At 59.2% G+C, this 18,409-nt stretch carries 18 protein-coding genes, 1 pseudogene and 1 riboswitch; of the genes and pseudogenes, 9 read left to right on the top strand and 10 right to left on the bottom strand.

Annotated elements, in window-relative coordinates; all coding sequences use genetic code 11:
• Nucleotides 1-249 precede the first annotated feature (249 nt).
• The gene (locus ACTQV3_RS05390; protein WP_427719775.1) at nt 250-1,149 is read right to left on the bottom strand and encodes a hypothetical protein; all 900 of its coding nucleotides are present in this window, start codon (nt 1,147-1,149) and stop codon (nt 250-252) included.
• Nucleotides 1,150-1,363: 214 nt separating this feature from the next.
• On the opposite strand from ACTQV3_RS05390, the gene ACTQV3_RS05395 reads away from it, so the two are divergent.
• Nucleotides 1,364-1,774, top strand: coding sequence for a peptide deformylase (locus ACTQV3_RS05395; RefSeq protein WP_441069380.1), 411 nt, complete (start codon nt 1,364-1,366; stop codon nt 1,772-1,774).
• 226 nt (nt 1,775-2,000) lie between these two features.
• Here the strand turns inward: ACTQV3_RS05395 and ACTQV3_RS05400 are convergent, their stop codons facing one another.
• Nucleotides 2,001-3,482, bottom strand: coding sequence for an aminotransferase class I/II-fold pyridoxal phosphate-dependent enzyme (locus tag ACTQV3_RS05400; protein ID WP_441069384.1), 1,482 nt, complete (start codon nt 3,480-3,482; stop codon nt 2,001-2,003).
• Nucleotides 3,483-3,684: 202 nt separating this feature from the next.
• Nucleotides 3,685-4,542 (bottom strand): LysR family transcriptional regulator, encoded by an 858-nt coding sequence (locus ACTQV3_RS05405; RefSeq protein ID WP_370450624.1) that lies wholly within the window; start codon nt 4,540-4,542, stop codon nt 3,685-3,687.
• Nucleotides 4,543-4,660: 118 nt separating this feature from the next.
• Here ACTQV3_RS05405 and ACTQV3_RS05410 point away from each other — a divergent pair, with 118 nt between their 5' ends.
• From ACTQV3_RS05410 to ACTQV3_RS05420, 3 genes and pseudogenes are all read left to right on the top strand, one after another.
• Complete coding sequence (locus ACTQV3_RS05410; RefSeq protein ID WP_441069382.1) at nt 4,661-5,572, top strand: DMT family transporter; 912 nt, start codon at nt 4,661-4,663, stop codon at nt 5,570-5,572.
• A 267-nt stretch (nt 5,573-5,839) separates the two neighbouring features.
• A pseudogene (locus tag ACTQV3_RS05415) lies at nt 5,840-5,983 on the top strand (KUP/HAK/KT family potassium transporter); the annotation flags it as partial.
• Between the two features lie 38 nt (nt 5,984-6,021).
• Nucleotides 6,022-6,183: a hypothetical protein gene (locus ACTQV3_RS05420; protein WP_441069386.1), complete on the top strand. Its 162-nt coding sequence runs from the start codon at nt 6,022-6,024 to the stop codon at nt 6,181-6,183.
• 79 nt (nt 6,184-6,262) lie between these two features.
• On the opposite strand, the gene bsh is transcribed toward ACTQV3_RS05420, so the two are convergent.
• Nucleotides 6,263-7,228, bottom strand: coding sequence for a choloylglycine hydrolase (gene bsh, locus ACTQV3_RS05425; RefSeq protein ID WP_441069321.1), 966 nt, complete (start codon nt 7,226-7,228; stop codon nt 6,263-6,265).
• A 244-nt stretch (nt 7,229-7,472) separates the two neighbouring features.
• Entirely contained in the window at nt 7,473-7,892 is a 420-nt protein-coding gene (locus tag ACTQV3_RS05430; RefSeq protein WP_441069323.1) for a peptide deformylase, read from the bottom strand.
• A gap of 193 nt (nt 7,893-8,085) precedes the next feature.
• Between ACTQV3_RS05430 and ACTQV3_RS05435 the strand changes: the two genes are divergently transcribed.
• A complete protein-coding gene (locus ACTQV3_RS05435; protein WP_427794951.1) occupies nt 8,086-9,399 on the top strand; it encodes an NCS2 family permease in 1,314 nt (437 codons plus the stop codon).
• Nucleotides 9,400-9,575: 176 nt separating this feature from the next.
• Nucleotides 9,576-10,199 (top strand): alpha/beta hydrolase, encoded by a 624-nt coding sequence (locus ACTQV3_RS05440; protein ID WP_441069325.1) that lies wholly within the window; start codon nt 9,576-9,578, stop codon nt 10,197-10,199.
• 58 nt (nt 10,200-10,257) lie between these two features.
• Here ACTQV3_RS05440 and ACTQV3_RS05445 read toward each other — a convergent pair whose 3' ends face one another.
• The 4 genes from ACTQV3_RS05445 to ACTQV3_RS05460 form a co-directional block, all read right to left on the bottom strand.
• A complete protein-coding gene (locus ACTQV3_RS05445; protein WP_427747882.1) occupies nt 10,258-11,592 on the bottom strand; it encodes a uracil-xanthine permease family protein in 1,335 nt (444 codons plus the stop codon).
• 122 nt (nt 11,593-11,714) lie between these two features.
• Nucleotides 11,715-12,848: a 5-methyltetrahydropteroyltriglutamate--homocysteine S-methyltransferase gene (locus ACTQV3_RS05450; protein ID WP_441063698.1), complete on the bottom strand. Its 1,134-nt coding sequence runs from the start codon at nt 12,846-12,848 to the stop codon at nt 11,715-11,717.
• Between the two features lie 148 nt (nt 12,849-12,996).
• Nucleotides 12,997-13,893, bottom strand: coding sequence for a LysR family transcriptional regulator (locus ACTQV3_RS05455; protein ID WP_427796141.1), 897 nt, complete (start codon nt 13,891-13,893; stop codon nt 12,997-12,999).
• 10 nt (nt 13,894-13,903) lie between these two features.
• A complete protein-coding gene (locus tag ACTQV3_RS05460) occupies nt 13,904-14,812 on the bottom strand; it encodes an HAD-IIB family hydrolase (protein WP_441069327.1) in 909 nt (302 codons plus the stop codon).
• A gap of 161 nt (nt 14,813-14,973) precedes the next feature.
• Nucleotides 14,974-15,084, top strand: a riboswitch (TPP riboswitch).
• Nucleotides 15,085-15,135: 51 nt separating this feature from the next.
• Between ACTQV3_RS05460 and thiM the strand changes: the two genes are divergently transcribed.
• The 3 genes from thiM to ACTQV3_RS05475 are packed head-to-tail and all read left to right on the top strand — an operon-like array spanning nt 15,136 to nt 17,012.
• Nucleotides 15,136-15,975, top strand: a complete 840-nt coding sequence (gene thiM, locus ACTQV3_RS05465; RefSeq protein WP_370450622.1) for a hydroxyethylthiazole kinase — start codon at nt 15,136-15,138, stop codon at nt 15,973-15,975.
• 3 nt (nt 15,976-15,978) lie between these two features.
• The gene (locus ACTQV3_RS05470; RefSeq protein ID WP_441069329.1) at nt 15,979-16,320 is read left to right on the top strand and encodes a thiamine-binding protein; all 342 of its coding nucleotides are present in this window, start codon (nt 15,979-15,981) and stop codon (nt 16,318-16,320) included.
• Entirely contained in the window at nt 16,317-17,012 is a 696-nt protein-coding gene (locus ACTQV3_RS05475; RefSeq protein WP_441069331.1) for a thiamine phosphate synthase, read from the top strand. Before ACTQV3_RS05470 ends, ACTQV3_RS05475 begins: the two co-directional genes overlap by 4 nt.
• 356 nt (nt 17,013-17,368) lie before the next feature.
• Here the strand turns inward: ACTQV3_RS05475 and ACTQV3_RS05480 are convergent, their stop codons facing one another.
• Nucleotides 17,369-18,238, bottom strand: a complete 870-nt coding sequence (locus ACTQV3_RS05480) for a patatin-like phospholipase family protein (protein WP_427719865.1) — start codon at nt 18,236-18,238, stop codon at nt 17,369-17,371.
• Nucleotides 18,239-18,409: the final 171 nt, after the last annotated feature.

Genomic DNA, 18,409 nt, shown 5'->3' on the forward strand with positions numbered 1-18,409 from the left:
ACATGCCGGGGGCGGACCGGGACGGGTTCAACGGCAGGCCCCGCCGACCGATTGCAAGCGGTCGGCGGGGCCATTGTGGCTCTTGACAGCGGATTGGGTCATATGAGCGAAAACCCGCCAGAGCGAGCAGGGTGCCTTGAAACGAGGCGGCATTGACCTTTTGGTCATGCCGCCGAAGTTGAAAGGCAGATTGCCGCTCTGGCGGGCTTGCAGCGTCGGCCCGTTACGGCGTTTGGTAAAACGTCGTAACTAAAAGCGGTTGCCGCGGAAGCCGCCGCCGTTGCGGCCGCCACGGTCGCCGCCTCGACCGCCGCGGTCGCCGCCACGGTTGCCGCCGAAGCCGCCACGGTTGCCACCGCGGTCGCCATAGCCACCACGGTTGCCGCCAAAGCCGCCGCGACCGCCACGATCGCCGCCACGGTCACCAAAGCCGCCACGGCCACCGCGACCACCACGGTCGCCGCCACGGCCACCGCGGTCGCCAAAGCCGCCGCGACCGCCACGGTCGCCGCCACGGCCACCACGGTCGTCACGGCCGCCGCGAGGACCGCGATCCTCGTCCAGACCCATGGCGACGAGCGGAGCGATAACCTTATCGAGCGCGGCCATCAGCTCGGTGGCCTCCTCGTAAGAAAGCTCGGGCAGGAGCTTCTCCTTCTTGTTGGCAAGCTCGACCAGGCCCTCAGCGGCATCCTCGGCAGCGAAGACGACGATCTTGCGCATATCGCCCTCGGCGTTGTCGATGCGGCCGACCAGATCGGCAGCCTCGGCCTCGGCCATCAGGCCATCGAGCTCACGAAGGCGCATGCCCAGCAGATCGGACATTTCCTTCTGCTCCATCTTGGGCTTGAGGTCAAGGAGCTTGATGGCGCGCTCGATGTTCGCCATACGCTCGGCCTTGGCCTCCTCCTCCTTGGAAATAGCAAAGCGACGGCTACGCAGCAGGCGGGCGGCCTTCTGCATCTTGTCCATCAGCTCTTCGTCATCGTAATCAACGGCGGCCTCGACAACCTCGGCCTCCTCCTCGGCGGAAACCTCGTCAGCAGCCTCAACCTCGGTAGCTTCGGTCTCCACGGTCTCGACTGCCTCGACCTCGGCAGCCATGGTCTCGTTCTCGGTCTCGTTCATGATCTCTTCGTTCTCGGACATGAGACTCCTTCTTGGCCCTCTCGGGCATCATCGCCCCATTCGCGGGGCCCGTCGCGCACTCTTTGCGCTTTAAACATTCATGCCTCTCGGCAAAACGTCCATTAGTTTATGGTGTCGCCATCCAATCTAGCTGCAGAATCTATATGCACACATTAATGCGACATGTCGCGGTATCATGGCCTGAACCAAACGTGTCCACCTTAAGGAGCCCGCCATGATTAAGCCCATCATGAAATCCGAGTTCTTTTTGCGCCTGCCTTCCGAAGACGCAGGGCCCGACGATGCCGTGATCGGGCAGGACCTCCTGGATACGCTCCACGAGCATGAGCACGAGTGCGTGGGGCTCGCCGCCAACATGATCGGCGTGCGCAAACGCATCATCTGCGTAAAGGACGGCAACAGGACGCTCCTGATGTACAACCCTCAAATTCTTGAGCAGGTCAATGCCTATCAGACCTGCGAAGGATGCCTCTCGCTGATCGGCGAGCGTCCCTGTACCCGCTATCGTCGCATTAAGGTGGAGTATTTGGACGGGAACTTCGTCCATCGCATCAAAAACTTCTCGGGCTACACCGCCGAGATCATCCAGCACGAAATCGACCACTGCAACGGCGTCGTTATATAGTTCCGCGAGTCAAGGAAAATGATCTGTTTTCCTCCGTCCCCTTTGGATCATGGTAACGACGCAGGCTGAGCACACGACAACGAGCGAGCCGCATTTGCGCCAAGGTGACGTGAAATGAGAGGGCGCTGACCTTCTGGTCGCGCCCTCGAAATTGAACGTCAGATTGGCGTGAATGCGGCTCGCGTAGCGTCAAGCGGTCCGCCGTTCGGTAGAACGGCGGAACCAATTAGGACTGGCGGTAGTGATCAAAGAAATCGGCGAGGTCTTCGAGCGACTCTTTGAGCACTTCCATGCGCGGCAGGTACACGATGCGGAAGTGATCGGGCTCAGCCCAGTTGAAGCCGCCGCCACGCGTGATGAGGATCTTCTTCTCGTGCAGCAGGTCGAGGGCAAACTGCTCGTCATCGGTAATGTTGAACTTTTTAACATCCATCTTGGGGAAGATATAAAACGCCGCGCGCGGCTTGACCACCGAGATGCCGTCGATCTTGCTGAGCGCCTCATACACAAAGTTGCGCTGCTCGTAGACACGACCACCGGGGCGGATGTAGTCGTTGACCGACTGATGGCCGCCAAGCGCCGTCTGGACGATCGACTGGGCCGGCACGTTGGAGCACAGGCGCATGTTGGAGAGCATGTTGATGCCCATGATGAAGTCGCTCATGCAGCGCTGGTTGCCCGAAAGCACCATCCAGCCGATGCGATAGCCCGCGATCATATGCGACTTGGACAGGCCGCTAAACGTAATGCAGGGCAGGTCGGGGGCGAGCGATGCAATGGAGACGTGCTCGTAGCCGTCCATGCACAGGCGGTCATAGATCTCGTCGGCAAAAATCATGAGCTGGTGCCTGCGCGCGATCTCTACGATGCCCTCGAGCACCTCGCGCGGATAGACCGAGCCCGTGGGGTTGTTGGGGTTGATGATGACGAGGGCCTTGGTCGCGCTCGTGACCTTGGACTCCATATCCTGCAGATCGGGATACCAATCGGCCTGTTCATCACACAGATAGTGCACGGGATGTCCACCGGCAAGAGTTGCGCACGCCGTCCACAGCGGATAATCGGGGCTGGGAATCAGAATCTCATCGCCATTGTCGAGCAGCGCGTTCATCGAAAGCTGAATGAGCTCGGACACGCCGTTGCCCGTGTAGATATGTTCCATCTGAACATTGGGCAGGCCCTTGATCTGCGAATACTGCATGATCGCCTTGCGCGCAGAGAACAGACCGCGCGAGTTGGAATAGCCTTCGCAGTCGGGCAGCTGCTGGCGCATGTCCTTAATGACCTCATCGGGCGTGCGGAAACCAAAGGGCGCCGGATTACCGATGTTGAGCTTGAGGATGCACTCGCCTTCGTCCTCCATACGGGCTGCCTCGTCGACAACGGGGCCGCGCACGTCATACAGAACGTTCTCGAGTTTGGTGGATTTAGAAAAAGTACGCATGGTGGTGCTCCTTGCAATTTGATCTGAGGGATGGGGTTCGGGCTTGGAAACGTTGTGGGTCGATGATGTCTCGCCTTGATCGGCGTCACCGGCGAGCAGCCAGGTAACATCGACCTCCAAAATGCGGGCAAGCAGCTCTGCCACATCGCGCCGCGGAATCGTCTTGCCGCTCACATATTGGCTCATCTGACTCTTGCCGAGTTTTTTGCCGAGCATCTCCGATGCGCGGATTACGTCCGACTGGCGAACGTCGCGATCGGACATAGCCTGTCGCAGGCGATCGCTAAACGTCTCTTGGGTCACAGGAACCTCCTTGCTGGCAAAGTTCAATTTATAGAACACGAATTGAACCAAGGTTCAATTTAGCAAGCAGTATAGCGCCGTGCTATTTCTAAAAGTTCAATTTCAAAAATAACATGACCCAAACCTCAAGATTTACCCCAAGGCGGTAACGACGTGCGCCCATTTAGAGGTATTCGAGAAAACGGGCGGCGGCAAGCGAAACATCGGCCGTTCGATATATGGCGTTGATCTGCCGATGGGGATGCCCTTCGAGCGGACGCACGGCAACATCGAACTGACAGCGGCGCATGATGAGCGCGGGAAGAATGCTCACACCCAGGCCGTCCTCGACCATAGCCATAATCGCATAGTCATCCCAGGTCGACAGTTTTGAGTGCACTGCCAGTCCCGCCCGACGAAACAGCGGCGTAATCTCGTCATCGGTGCCGCGTTCTAGCAGAATAAACTGCTCGTTGGCCAAGTCGGCAAGAGAGACGACCTCCGCCGTAGCAAACAACGAGCCTGACGGCACTACCGCCATTAACTCGTCGCGCACCAAAGGCAGCGATGTCATGCCGTTTTCTCGGGGCTCACGAGGGATAAAGCCCAGATCGCAGCGACCCTCTGCCACCCATTGTTCAATCTCTGAATAGTCGCCCATCAGCAACTCGTAATCGACGTCTGGATGATCAGCACGAAAACGCGCAATCACCGGCGGCAGCACGTGGGTCGCCACGCTCGAAAACGTACCGATGCAGATTTTGCCGCGCATGAGCCCGCGCATCTCATCCACCCGTCGCTGCAAGCGAACGAATTCCTCGCAGAGCGCCTCGACAGCCGGCATGACCTGCCGCCCGTCGGCAGAAAGAGCAACACCTTCACGACTGCGGTCGAGTACCTTAAAGCCCCAATCGGCCTCAAGATCGGCCACCATGCGGCTCACGCCCGATTGCGAGTAGCTCAGGCGCTCGGCAGCACGCGTAAAGCTTCCAGCGCGCACGGTCTCCAGCAGCACCTGCATCTTTTGAATATTCGTTTCCACGACATGCCTCCACCTTTGCATGAGTTTTTGTCATGTTTTCCATGCATTATATTCGCTTTTCTTCTAAAGCCAGTTCACCCATAGTGAACATGCACAGATATAGAGGGGACGGCAGCGCATGAACAACGGATTGATTACGTATTTAGCAGCATTGTTGTTGTTTGGCTCCAACGGCATCATCGCTGCGGCCATCGCACTCCCGAGCTCCGATATCGTGCTGCTACGCACTTTTCTGGGAGCCCTTTCGCTTGTCGCCATCCTCGCCATTACCCAGCGCCATAAGCTGCAGGCGCCTTCTCGCCCCCGCGAAGCCGCAGCCCTCCTCCTCTCGGGAGCCGCGCTGGGCGCCAGCTGGATTTTTCTGTTCCGCGCTTATCAGACGATCGGCGTCGGCGTTTCTTCGCTGCTGTACTACTGCGGCCCCATCATCGTCATGGCCCTCTCGCCGTTTATCTTTGGCGAAAAACTAACCGGTGGCAAAATCGCCGGGTTTATCGCAGTCGCCTGCGGCGCTTTTCTCATTGCAGCGCAAGGTCTAGGCGGCACTATGTCCATTGCGGGCATCGTCTGCGGAATCGCCTCGGCCTTCTGTTATGCATTGATGGTCATCGCCAGCAAGGGCGCGCCGCACATCGAAGGCCTCGAGAACTCCGCGCTCCAGGTGAGCGCCGCCTTTGTGACCGCGCTGGTCCTTACGCTCGTCACCCAAGGCACCCCCTCATTCCTGTCCGCCAGTATCGCCGCAACCATCGATTGGCGCGCCGTCGCTATGCTCGGCGTCGTCAACACCGGCATCGGTTGTCTGCTCTACTTTAGCGCCGTCGCCAAACTGCCCGTGCAGACCGTCGCTGTCGTCGGCTACCTCGAGCCGCTTTCGGCCGTCGTGTTCTCGTCCGCCCTTTTGGGCGAAGTCATAACACCGGTCCGCCTGATGGGCGCCGTGCTTATCATCGGCGGCGCGATCTTTTGCGAACTCGCCGGTAAACGCTCAGGCGCCAAGACCGGTATCGCTCAGGCAGCACGCGTCTAAAAGTTCCCTCTTCAGTTTCAAAGCAGGAGCGCGTCCGCGGTTATTACATTGCAGCAAAGCCATACAGCGGATGCGCCCCTGTTTTGAAATGCTACCTGCGTACATAAATAATCCCCAGCTGGGGATTATTGTCTAAAATTACCCGATGTGCCAAACAACTCTTCTATGTATAAAGACGGCATAAAAGTTATCTGTCCGAGACAGATAACCGGATGTCCAAGGGAGTCCACGTGGCGCACGCCAAACTGGAGGCAAACCTCCAAGACCAGCACGGTCAAGTACGTGGTAATCGCCATGAAGGCCGACAACCACAACGAGAGCGGCATCTTCGCCCTGTTTAGCCTGGTGCGCAAAGTGGCGCCGTGGCTGATCCTACCTGCCATGATCGGCGGCGCGGCGTTGCTCGCCAATAACTCCAGCTCGAAGTTCAGATCGAGGAAGCCGAGGAAATGGATGTCGATATCTTCTCGGACGAGCTTGGCAACGGCAACGAAGCCGGTAGGGACATGAACGTCGACCCCACCGAGCTGCTCGGGAGCGTCGCCGATACGCCCGAACAGCAACAGCTCGACGGCCTCGAGAGCGAACAACTCAACGACGCCAACTTCTAACGACGTCGCGCGTCGACGACAGCGGCCCTGCGCCTCACAGGAGGCGCAGGGCCGCTTTGCATTGCAGTAAAACCGCCGGCTACGAACGACGCGGCTCGGGAACCACGAGCCTATCGGGGCTCGCGCCCTCGGCATCCATCAGGCTCACGTAGCGAATCGACGGATCCTCATACGTTGAGTAATAGTAATTGCCCGTGCGCGCGCTAAAGCATCCGGTGTAGATAGTCTTCTCGAACTTGCCGTCACCCATCTTGGACGCACCCTCGATCATCGCCACCCCCTCGAGCGAGCGGAACATGCGAATGACGTTCTCGACCTCGTTGTCTTTTTGCGGGTAATTGGCATTGAGGTACGCCGCCTTTACAAAACGGCTCGGCGAATAGCAGTCACCCGGAATACCGCGCATGCCGGCACCCGCGCCATAGGGCTTGAGCTCGGCGCCACGCCATGTCGCCGTCTGAGGAAAATCGCTTGTGGCAGTGATATAGGTGCGCAGGTTTTCCATGTGCCACGGGAAAGTCGGCTGATTGGCAAGGGTGTCGACCGGATCGTCGTATACATGCAGACCGTCAGCCATCATCTCGACCACGATGCTGCGTCGGCTGTCGCCGATAATCCAATGGAGCAGCGACACACCCAGCCCCTCTCCGGCAGATTTGGCAACAATCACCGTGTCGCGCAGCGCAGCCTCGACCTCGTCGACCGTCGAGAACGTCGCTGCCACCCACAGGGGAAACTCATAGGCCGCGATATTGGTCTTGCCATCAACCGGGTCCTCGGCATACTCGGCATAACCGGGAAAGTTGAGCCCTGCCACAGCCAGACCCGCATCGTTACCACAGTCGAAAAACATAGGATAGTTCTTGTAATCGATGCACATGCCGATTACCGCGTGTGCCGCCGACGCATCGTCGATAAACGAATACGGGATATGGAACCCGCGGGGCATCACGCGAACCTGTTGACCGTAGCTAAAGCTCCAGTCGAGGTTGCGACCCAGATACATGTTGCCGGAATTATCGGTAAATCGAATGCTCGTGCACATGGCGCCTCCTAGCCATACGTCCTTGTTAAGCTCATTGTTACCAAACAAATAGGCGCTAAACACAAAAGCCCGGACATGACAATAACGTCACGCCCGGACCACACAAGCAAGATAAACTCAACCAAGTCAACCTCGCAGATCGTCTAAGGGGTCAAAGCACCGCAGGTTGCCACGAAAGAGGAGCGAAGCGTACTTAAGGTACGCGAGCGACGATTGAGCGGCAAGGTGCGGTACTTTGGTCCCCTTAGACCAACTTTCCAAGACAGTGATCGATCATATGCTGGATCATCTGTGCCTCAAAGCCCGTGTAGTCGCGGCGGCACTCCTTCATCTTGCCGTCGACGATCTGGTCAAAGGCAACCTTGCACTTGATATAGCGCGTGGACTTGGTGATTTCGTCGTGCGTCAGGCAGCTCTCCTCCATCTTGCTGGCGCCCAGGCCAAACACCAGACGGGGGTTGTAGAGCACGTGGGGCTCGCCGGCGTCGTCCAGATAGACGCAGACCTTCTTGGTGACGCCAATCTGGTTGGCGGCAAGGCAGCCGGCGTCCTCGAGCGACTTGATGGTATCGATCAGGTCCTGTGCGACCGACTCGTCCTCGACAGTCGCAACCTCGCAACGCTGGGACAGGATAGCCTCGTCGCGGCAGAGCCCTTTAATCATACGTTCCTCCAAAGAGTTTAATGTAACTGCTTAAGTATACGGTACCTACACATTTTCATGCGAAAAATACCGTCCGCCTGTTACAAAGCGCCGAACTTCAACATGCGAGAAGCATCGACCTTCCAAAGGCGATATAGTAGGTAAGTTCGTGTCAATCGGCCTAAACTCGGGGCCGAACAAGGAAAGGGTATGCATGGACGAACTTTTTCACGTCAGCGAGCGCAAGTCCACAATCGGGACCGAACTTCGCGCTGGACTGACAACATTCCTGGCGATGGCCTACATCATCGCCGTCAACCCTGCGGTGCTCTCGGGCGCTGGCATCGATGCGGGAGCGCTCGCCTGCGCCACCTGTCTGGGCGCCGGCATCATGACCATCTGCATGGGCATCTTCGCCAACCGCCCGCTCGCCTGTGCGTCGGGCCTGGGCATCAACGCCATGATTGCGGGTATCACCGCCACCATGTGCGGCGGTGACTGGCACGTTGCCATGAGTGTTATCTTCCTCGAAGGTATCATCATCTTGCTACTCGTCCTTTGCGGCCTGCGCGAGGCCATCATGGACGCCATCCCCGTGGTCCTGCGCCACGCCATCTCGGTGGGTCTGGGCCTGTTTATCGCCATGATCGGCCTGTGCGACGCCGGCATCATCACCGCTGGCGCCGGTACGCTCGTCGGCCTGGGCGATATCGCCTCCCCCACCTTTATCGTCGGCATCATCTCCATCGTCGTGACGGTTGCCCTTGCTTCCCGCAACGTGCCGGGCTCGCTGCTCATCGGCATCATCGTCGCCGTTATCGCCGGTATCCCGCTGGGCGTCACCCATGCGCCCGAGGGTCTCATCGCACCGCTCGACTTCTCGACCTTTGGCGCCCCGTTTGCCAGCACTGCTGATGGCAACATGGCCATCGTGAAGGTCCTGACCGACCCGATGCTGCTCGTCGTTGCCTTCTCGCTGCTCATGAGTGACTTCTTCGACACCATGGGCACTGCGATGGCCGTCGCCAAGCAGGGCGAGTTCTTGACCGAGGACGGCAATGTCGAGGACATCCGTCCCATCCTGGTCGTCGACTCCGTGGCCGCCGCTGCCGGTGGCTTTATGGGCGTCTCCTCCATCACCACCTTCGTCGAGTCCACCTCTGGCGCTGCCGACGGTGGCCGCACCGGCCTCACCTCCGTCACCACCGGTGTGCTGTTCATTCTCGCCGCGTTCTTCTCCCCCATCGTCACCATCGTTTCCAGCGCCGCCACCTGCGGTGCTCTGGTCTACGTCGGCTACCTCATGATGAGCGAGGCCTCCGAGATCGACTGGTCCGACGTGTCGCAGGGTTTCCCAGCGTTCATGATTGTCGCCGGCGTGCCCTTCACCTACTCCATCTCTGCCGGCATCGGTCTGGGCTTTATCGCCTACGTGGTCGTCGCGCTCTTTAAGGGCGAGGCCTCCAAGATCAAGCCGCTCATGTGGATCGCAGCACTCGCCTTCCTCGTCTACTTCTTTGTAGCGTAAGGGCAAAGCTGCCAAAGCAAAACCTCAAGGCGCAGAGTCGCATCAAGCGGCTCTGCGCCTTTCTTTTAGCGACGGTCCCTACGCCGACGTGCGACAATCGTATTTGTAGATGTCGAAATGCAGAGAGAAGCTTGTCATGGAAGCGCGTCAAAAGCAGATAACCATTCATTCAAAGCATGTCGAAAGCGCCCGTCATTTACCTTCCCGCGGTCATGGGTGATGGCACCGAGGTCTATAGCCGTTGTCTTGAGCTTGATTGCCCGCCATTCACCCTGGTCGCCATTGGCGAGCTCGATTGGAATCGCGAGCTGAGCCCTTGGGAATGCGACGGAACCGTGCGCGATGCCGAGCCCTTTGGTGGACAGGCGTCCGAGTTTCTCGATGAACTGCTGAATCGGATAATCCCAGAGGTCGAGCCATCACTTCCCTGCCCGCCTACCTGGCGCGGCATTGCCGGTTACTCATTGGCGGGCCTCTTTTCGCTTTGGTCGCTCTGGCAGACCGATGCCTTTAACCGTGCCGCAAGCGCATCGGGGTCCCTATGGTTTCCCGGATTTGTCGATTACGCACACGGGCACACGATGCCAGCCGCGCCCAACGCCGTCTATCTATCACTCGGCAAAAAGGAGACCAAGACGCCCAACCGCATGATGCGGCACGTACTCGACGACACACGCGCAATGAAAAAACTACTCAGCGACCGAGGCATCCCCGCGACCTTCGAGCTCAACCCCGGTAACCACTTTGCCCAAACCGATGTGCGCATGGCCCGCGGCATACACTGGATACTGACGCATTAAAAATGGCGCCCACGCGTACGCACGGGCGCCATTTTTTTGATTTAGCTGAACACAACTACTACTCGACAGTCTCCTCGAGTTCAGAAACGGCGAACTCAAAGTCGTTGCCAGGCAGAATCGCGTTGAGCACGATGCCCACCAGCGAGCCCACGGCAAGGCCCGAAAGCGAAATCGTCACGCCGCCCAGCTCCAGCACGATGGCACCGGCGGCGCTGTAGGCAATGCCGAGTGAAAGCACGAGCACCAGAGCGGCCACCAGCACGTTGCGGTTGTTCTGGAAATCGACCTGGTTCTCGATGAGGTTACGGACGCCCACGGCGCTGATCATGCCATAGAGCACGAGCGACACGCCGCCGATAACGCATGCCGGCATGGCGGCGATCACGGCAGCGAACTTGGGGCAGAACGAAAGCACGATGGCGCAGCACGCGGCAATGCGAATCACGCGCGGGTCAAACACGCGCGTCAGGGCGAGCACGCCGGTGTTCTCGCCATACGTGGTGTTGGCCGGAGCGCCAAAGAGCGAAGCCAGAATCGTGGCGAGACCATCACCGAGCAGCGTGCGATGCAAGCCGGGATCGGCGATGTAGTTGCGCTCGCAGGTGGAGCCAATAGCGGATATATCGCCGATATGCTCGATCATGGTTGCAAAGGCCAGCGGCATGATGGTGATGATGGCCGTCGTGGCAAGGCCGCTATCGAACTGCGGCCCAAAGAGTGCAAACACCGTGTTGTCCCACACGACAGGCAAGCCAAGCCAGGGAGCGGCTGCGACGCCGGAGAAATCGACCTCGCCCAGCGCAGCCGCAACGGCATAGCTCACCACGACGCCCAGTAAAATCGGCACGATCTTGACCATGCCGCGACCCCAAATATTGCAGATGACGATTACGGCGACGGCAACCACGGCAACGAGCCAGTTAGTCTGGCAGTTGGCAATAGCGGAACTCGCCAGGATCAGACCGATCGAAATGACAATGGGGCCAGTCACCACCGGCGGGAAGAAGCGCATGACGCGCTTGGCGCCAAACGAGCGGAAGAGCGCCGCAAGCACCGGGTAGAGCAAACCGGCGCAGGCAACGCCCAGGCAAGCGTAGGGCAAGAGCTCGGCCTCGCCGTTGGGCGCGATTGCGGCATAACCGGCAATAAAGGCAAACGATGAGCCCAAAAATGCGGGGACCTTACCGCGTGACAGGAAGTGGAATAGCAGCGTGCCCAAGCCAGCAAACAAAAGCGTTGCCGATACCGAAAGGCCGGTGAGCACGGGCACCAGCACCGTGGCACCAAACATGGCAAACAGGTGCTGCAGACCGAGCAGGAACATGCGCGGGCGGCCGAGCGACGAAGCGTCGTAGATGGCATCGGTGACGGCGGGCGTCGAGGACTGGGACATGGATGTCCTTTCGAATGGAAGGGCGCTCGGGCATAGCGGATAACCTGCCCGAACGATACGGTCCGAACCATTGTACGCGATACGCCATGTCTCGCACGCGCCGTCACTTGCAAACGGTACCGCTATTTCCAAACACGCTCGGCAATACGCTTGACCAGCGCGATCTTTGCCCACTGCTCGCCTTCGGTCAGCTTGTTGCCAATCTCGCAGCTGGCAAAGCCACACTGCGGAGACAGATACAGATTCTCAAGCGGCACGTACTTTGCCGCCTCATGAATACGCTCGACGGTCGCGTCCTCGTCCTCGAGCTCGGCTGCCTTGGTGGTCACCAGGCCCAACACGACCTTCTTACCGGGCGCAACATACTTGAGCGGCTCAAAACCACCGGCGCGCGGAGTGTCGAACTCCAGATAGAACGCGTCGACGTCCTCATGCGCAAACAGGTACGGGGCAATGGGATCATAGCCGCCCTCAAAGGCATAAGTAGAGTGGTAGTTGCCACGGCATACATGCGTATTGATCACCAAGTCGTCAGGCTTGCCCGCGATGGCAGCATTGTTGAGCGCCACGCCCAGCTCGCTCACCTTTTGCAGGTCAACCGGGCTCATGCCGGTCTTGGACACAAAGTCAGTATCGCAATAGATGCCCCAGGTGCAGTCATCAAATTGGATGTTGCGGCAACCCGCGGCATACAGATCGGCAATCACGGTGCGGTATGCTGCGGTGATGGCATCGGCGAGCTCTTCGTCGGTCTTGTAGACGGCGCGCAGGCTCTCCTGCTGGCCATCGCAGCGGTCGAGCGTGACTTCGGAGAACGTCTGGATCGGCGCCGGAATGGTTTGCCGCGCAACCTGGCCCTCGCCCTCAAGCGCCTTGACAAACTTGAAGTGCTCGACGAACGGATGGTTCTCGCCGCTAATAGGCCCGGTCACCACGGCGGTGTCGGCGGTAGTCTCCTCATCGTGGAACATATAGCCCGTACGCGAGGTGCGGCGCTCGATGCCGTTGAGACCCCACATAAAATCGAGGTGCCAGTAGCTGCGGCGGAACTCGCCGTCGGTGATGACTTGCAGGCCGGCGGCCTTTTGCTTTGCCACCAAATCGCGAATGGCCTCGTCCTCGACTGCCTTAAGTCCCTCGGCATCAAGCGCGCCTGCCGCATAGGCAGCGCGGGCGTCCTTTACGGCCTGCGGACGAAGAAAACTGCCGACGATATCGGCGCGAAACGGCGCTTTGAGCTGGGTGGAATTGCTCATAGGAATCTCCTTTTGCATGGAATGCTTTGGCGAGAAAGAGTATGAGCGCACTCCTGGTTATCGTAAAATATGCGTTTATATATGTTTGCCATATAGTTTTCCTATAGCCATTTCGACAGCTCAAGACAGCAACATCAAACGCTACCGGTTAGATATGCCTCCGGATGGCCTCGACATAAGCCTGTCCATAGCGCGTGAGCGTCGTATTCTTGCGCGTGATAATGCCGATCTCCATGTATTCATCCACATCGAGCGGAATCGAGATAATACCGGGGCCATTAAGCTCGTGGCTAATCACGCCCGAACACACCGTGTAGCCGTTGAGACCCATGGCTAGGTTGAACAAGGTCGCACGGTCGCGCACGCGGATATTCTTGCGGCGCTCAAACGTCGAGGTCAGTTCCTCGGAATAGTAAAACGAGTTGTAGCTGCCTTGCTCGTAGGATAGGAACGGATAGTCTTCCAAGTCCTCGAGCGTCACGCTGGCGTGGTCCGCCAGTGGATGGTCGGCGCATACAAAGACGTGCGGCGTGGCGCAGAAGAGTCCTTCGAATACGAGCTCGTTGGCCGCCAGCATGCGCTCGATAACCTCGCGGTTATGTTCGGATAAGTACAGAATGCCCAGTTCACTCTTCATGTGCGCGACATCTTCGATGATCTCGTGAGTCTGTTCCTCGCGCAGGGTAAAGTCGTAGCGCGCGGCATCGAACTCACGGATCACGTCGACAAACGCATTAACGGCAAAGGAATAATGTTGACAGCTCACACTAAAGTGCGGCACTTGCTCGGATGCGCCCTTGTACTTGCCCTCGAGCAGGTCGGCCTGATCGAGTACCTGGCGCGCGTAGCCCAAGAATGTCTCGCCTTCCTCGGACACAATGACGCCCTTGTTGGTGCGCTCAAAGATGTGCACACCCATCTCGTTTTCGAGATCGCGAATCGACGCGGTAATCGAAGGCTGCGACACAAAGAGCCGGCGCGAGGCCTCGGTAATGCTGCCGCATTCGGCAACCTTAACAACATACCTGAGCTGCTGAAGCTTCATGACTTTCTCCCTAGACGTTCGTGACGCCAAGACCCGTCGCGTCCATCTGGCGCATAAACGACGGCATCTCCCCCGTCACAGCGCAGGCGGCAATCTGATGCAGAGCCCCGGCAACCGCATCGTCTGCCGCAGCGCCGATATGCCAACGCGCGGCAGCCGTGACGGCCTCATTGGCATTGGCGACTGCAACGGAGTTGGGAACGGCATTAATCATGGGCAGATCGTTATCGGAATCGCCGAACACCGCCACCTCGTCGGGCGTTAGGCCCAAAGCACGTGCCAGCTCCAGCGTGGCACAGCCCTTGTCCCAACCAGCCGGAAGGATGTCAAACAGGCGCACTCGGTTGTTGGGAAACACAAGCGAGAGTTCCGGCACCTCGGCGGCAACACGCTCGCGTAACTCCGCGAGCCCCTCACGCGAACGGGCACTCCAGATATTCGCCTTGAACACCGGCGCGTCACCGACAACGGGACGGCACGGGGCCTCTTCGCCTTTGAGCCACGCGTTGCCGCCCGACTCCATAGCGCGACGCACGCGCTCGGGGTCGCTCGTCACGCAATAGGCGTCATTGTCCCAAAAGTCATCACCCAAGCTGTAGACCTTCAGATAGGTATCATCGGTCTCTTGCTCCAAGTAGTCAGCCAAGCGAATAAGGGCGGCGTTATCGGTCGCATGCGAGGCTACCACCTCGCCGTCGACAAACATGACCTGGCCGTTGCAGAACGCACCGGTCGAGAAGCACTCGGAACGATTACGAAACATCCAGCCCATCGCGGAAGGCTGACGGCCCGAAACCGGGCCAAAGTGCAGGCCCGCCGCCTGCATGGCATGAATGCCCTCGATGGCGTAGTCGCTGGCGCCGTCATGCCCGGCTGGAATCAGCGTATCGTCCATATCGGTCAGCACAAGTTTGATCATAGAGTCCCCCAGTCATTTTCACCGTATCCATTGTAGCGACCTGCCAATAAGGGACAGGTTTATTTTGGCAGGTTTTATCTGGGAAAATGCGACGCCCCAGTTACCACCTACCAAAATAAACCTGTCCCTTTTTGGCAGGTGCGCTAGTATAGGGAACAACAGATTCGATGCGGGAGTGCCGGCGGTGCAAACCACAAGGCTGAGAGGGCATGGGGCCCAATCCTTTGAACCTGTCAGTTAATGCTGGCGTAGGGAGCATGCCGCCTTTACAGGGGCGCTGTCTATGCACAGCGCCCCTTTTCTATGCCAAGGAGGCATGTGCAGTGATTGATTCGAAACAGCTTAAACAAAATGTGGTCAAGGCCGTGGAGGAGATTCGTGCCACCAACCCGATGGCCGGCTCCATCACCAACACGGTGACGATCGACTTTGTCGCCAACGCGCAGCTCGCCGTAGGCGGTTCGGCCGCCATGGTCTATCTGCCCGACGAGGGCGAGGCGCTCGTTGCCGGCGGCGGCGCCATCTATCTCAACATGGGCACGCTCTTCCCCATCTACGAGCAGACGATTCCCCGTGCGGCCAAAGCGGCGCACGACGCCGGCAAACCCTGGGTGCTCGATCCGGTGGGCCTGGGCATCGGTAGCCTGCGCACCCAGCTGGTAAACGAGCTCAAGCAGTACAAGCCCGCCATCGTGCGCGGCAACGCCTCCGAGATCATCGCGCTCGCCGGCCTGTGGGGTCTTGAAGGCGAGGCGGCTGACCTGAGCCGCGTGCGCGGTGTCGATACCACCGATACGGTCGACGCCGCCCGCGGCGCTGCCGTGGCACTCGCCCGCTACACCGGCGGCGCCGTAGTGGTCTCGGGCGAAGTCGACCTGATTACCGACGGCACGACCGTGGCCAAGTCCCACGGCGGCAGCCCGCTCATGTCCAAGATTACCGGCTGTGGCTGCTCGCAGGGCGGCGTCCTGGCCGTGTACGCTTGCGCCGCCGATCCGTTTACGGCAGCCATCTGCGGTACCGCTGTCTACAACGTTGCCGGCACGCGTGCCGCCGCTGTCGCTGATGCCCCGGCAAGCTTTAAGGTCGCCTTTATCGACGAACTCTACCGCGCGACCGCTCAGGATATTGCGAATAACCACCTCGAGCTCGAGGAGGCATAAGCCATGTCCGAACCCGCAACCGCTGCCGACATGAACACGCTCGTCGCCGTAGCTATCGCCCCGTGCGGCACAGGCGACGAGCTGTCCGCCGAGGTCGCCGAGGTCGTGCGCGTCATTCGCGAGAGCGGCCTTCCCAACCGCACCACCTCGATGTTCACCGAGATCGAGGGCGACTGGGACGAGGTCATGCAGGTCGTACGCGATGCAACCTTTGTGTTGGCAAGCAAGGGCATCCGCACCGAAATCGTGCTCAAAGCCGATATTCGACCCGGTTTTACCGACACCATGACCGGCAAACTCGAGCGCATGGAAGCGCAGATCAAAAAGCAGGAGGAAGCACGATGAGCATCCGCGACAACCTTGATATCTCGGCCTATCTGGTACTCGGCCCCGAAAACACGCTGGGACGTCCCGTGGGCGATGTGGTAGCGCAGGCGCTCGATGCCGGCTTTACCTGCATCCAGGTGCGCTCCAAGGTGGCAAGTGCCCGCGAGATCATCGCGCTGACGGGCGACGCCGCGCAGGCTATCGCTCGCGCCGGCAAGACCGGCAAGGTCGCCCTGCTTATCGACGACCGTCTGGACTGCGTACTCGCCGCACGCGAACAGGGTATCGCCGTCGACGGCGTGCATGTGGGCCAGAGCGATATTCCCGTCGAGGTCTGCCGCAAGCTTCTGGGCCCCGATGCCATCGTGGGCCTTTCGGCCCGTTGCGAGGAAATGCTCGAGTACGTCAAGACCGCCGACATGAGCCTAGTCGACTACCTGGGCATCGGCCCGCTCCACGAGACCGAGACCAAGCGCGACTGTGGACGCGCGGCAGATGGCTCCATCATCACCAAGAGCTTTGAGGACCTGGCCGCGCTCCATGCGGCAAGCCCCGTTCCCATCGTGGTCGGCGGCGGCGTCAAAAAAGCCGATCTGCCGCAGCTCAAGGCCACCGGCGTCGACGGCTTCTTTGTGGTGAGCGCCGTCTGCAGCGCTGACGACCCCCACGCCGCAGCCAAGGAGCTTGTCGACACCTGGCAGCAGGCATAGGCATAGGCCGAGCAGCTGATTCGCAGCCTCATATCTTCAATAGCGGAAAGCGCATCCCAGTTTGGACCTCCATTCTGGGATGCGTTTTCCATATAGAGAGTCAGCGGGAAACTGTGTCCCAGTCTAGACGTAGATTCCGGGATGCACTTTCCGGAATCCGCCGTCTGGGAAACTGTATCCCGTTCTGGGCGCAAATTCCGGGACACGCTTTCCGAAATCCGCCCAACGGGAAACTGTGTCCCAAACTACGGCCGAAAAGTGGGGCACGCTTTCCCGAGCGGTCTCCATGGGAAACTATGCCCCATTTCGAAGGCTCATTCTGAGATGCACTTTCCGCCGAGTCAGCGACCGTGGCTCTACCCTGCCAGATACACCTCTAGTGCGGGCAACGTGGCCTCCGCATCACGCCGACCGACCTGGTAGATACGTTCGAGCTCCTCTGGCTCACGACACAGCGATGGCACCTTCACCGATTCGCTCGGACGCACCACAAAAACCTCGTCGCCGGCCTCGCGACGCGTCAGGTCATCGAGCGTGGCGTTATAAACCTCGTGCCGGTGCTCAAGCGCCGCGACAAACTCTGGATAGCGGCGAAATACGCGGCGCAGCATAGGCATCAAGCTATTGGGTTGTTTCACAAAGCCCGCCGGCTGCGTCAGCACCACGATGTTACGGTCATACCCCTGCGCAAACAGCCATGCGCTGGGAATAGAATCGGCCACACCGCCATCCAGATATCGATGTCCATCAATCCAGACGGGCTTGGTCGCCACGGGAATCGCCGACGATGCCCGAATCCACTCGATATCGCGCTCGTCGCCATACGGCAGATCGTGATAGACGGCCTTGCCCGTCTCGATATCGGTACACACGCACGTAAATCGCATGGGGCAGGCGCGATACGCCTCCAAGTCGATGGGATCGCGCTCGATAGGCACCTCGTGATAGGCAAAATCGGCATTGAACATATCGCCGGTTCGCAGCCAGCTGGTCACGCTCGCATAGCGCTTGTCGGCACAATAGGCTTTGTTGTAGCGAATGGCGCGGCCGATCTGGCGCGACTTAAAATTGTACCCAAACGCCGCGCCCGCCGAGACACCCACCATATGATCGCAGGTCAAACCGTGCTCCATCCAAACGTCGAGCACGCCCGCCGTATACATACCGCGGTAGCCGCCTCCCTCGAGCGCAAGCCCCACTGTGTGTGATGTCTCCGGCTGTGCCATGCAACCATCTCCGTTCCCATGCTTTTGAACTCAACAAGTATATCTGTCAACGTATGCCGTCAAAAACGTGTTTATAAGCATTTATCGAACGTTTCCCAATGCATTCCCCATGCCGTACCGCAATGCCCCTAGATGGCCTTAGGCATGAACGCCCTTAAGAACGTTGCGGGA

The sequence above is a fragment of the Collinsella sp. LCP19S3_A7 genome (assembly GCF_052121995.1).
GTDB lineage: Bacteria > Actinomycetota > Coriobacteriia > Coriobacteriales > Coriobacteriaceae > Collinsella.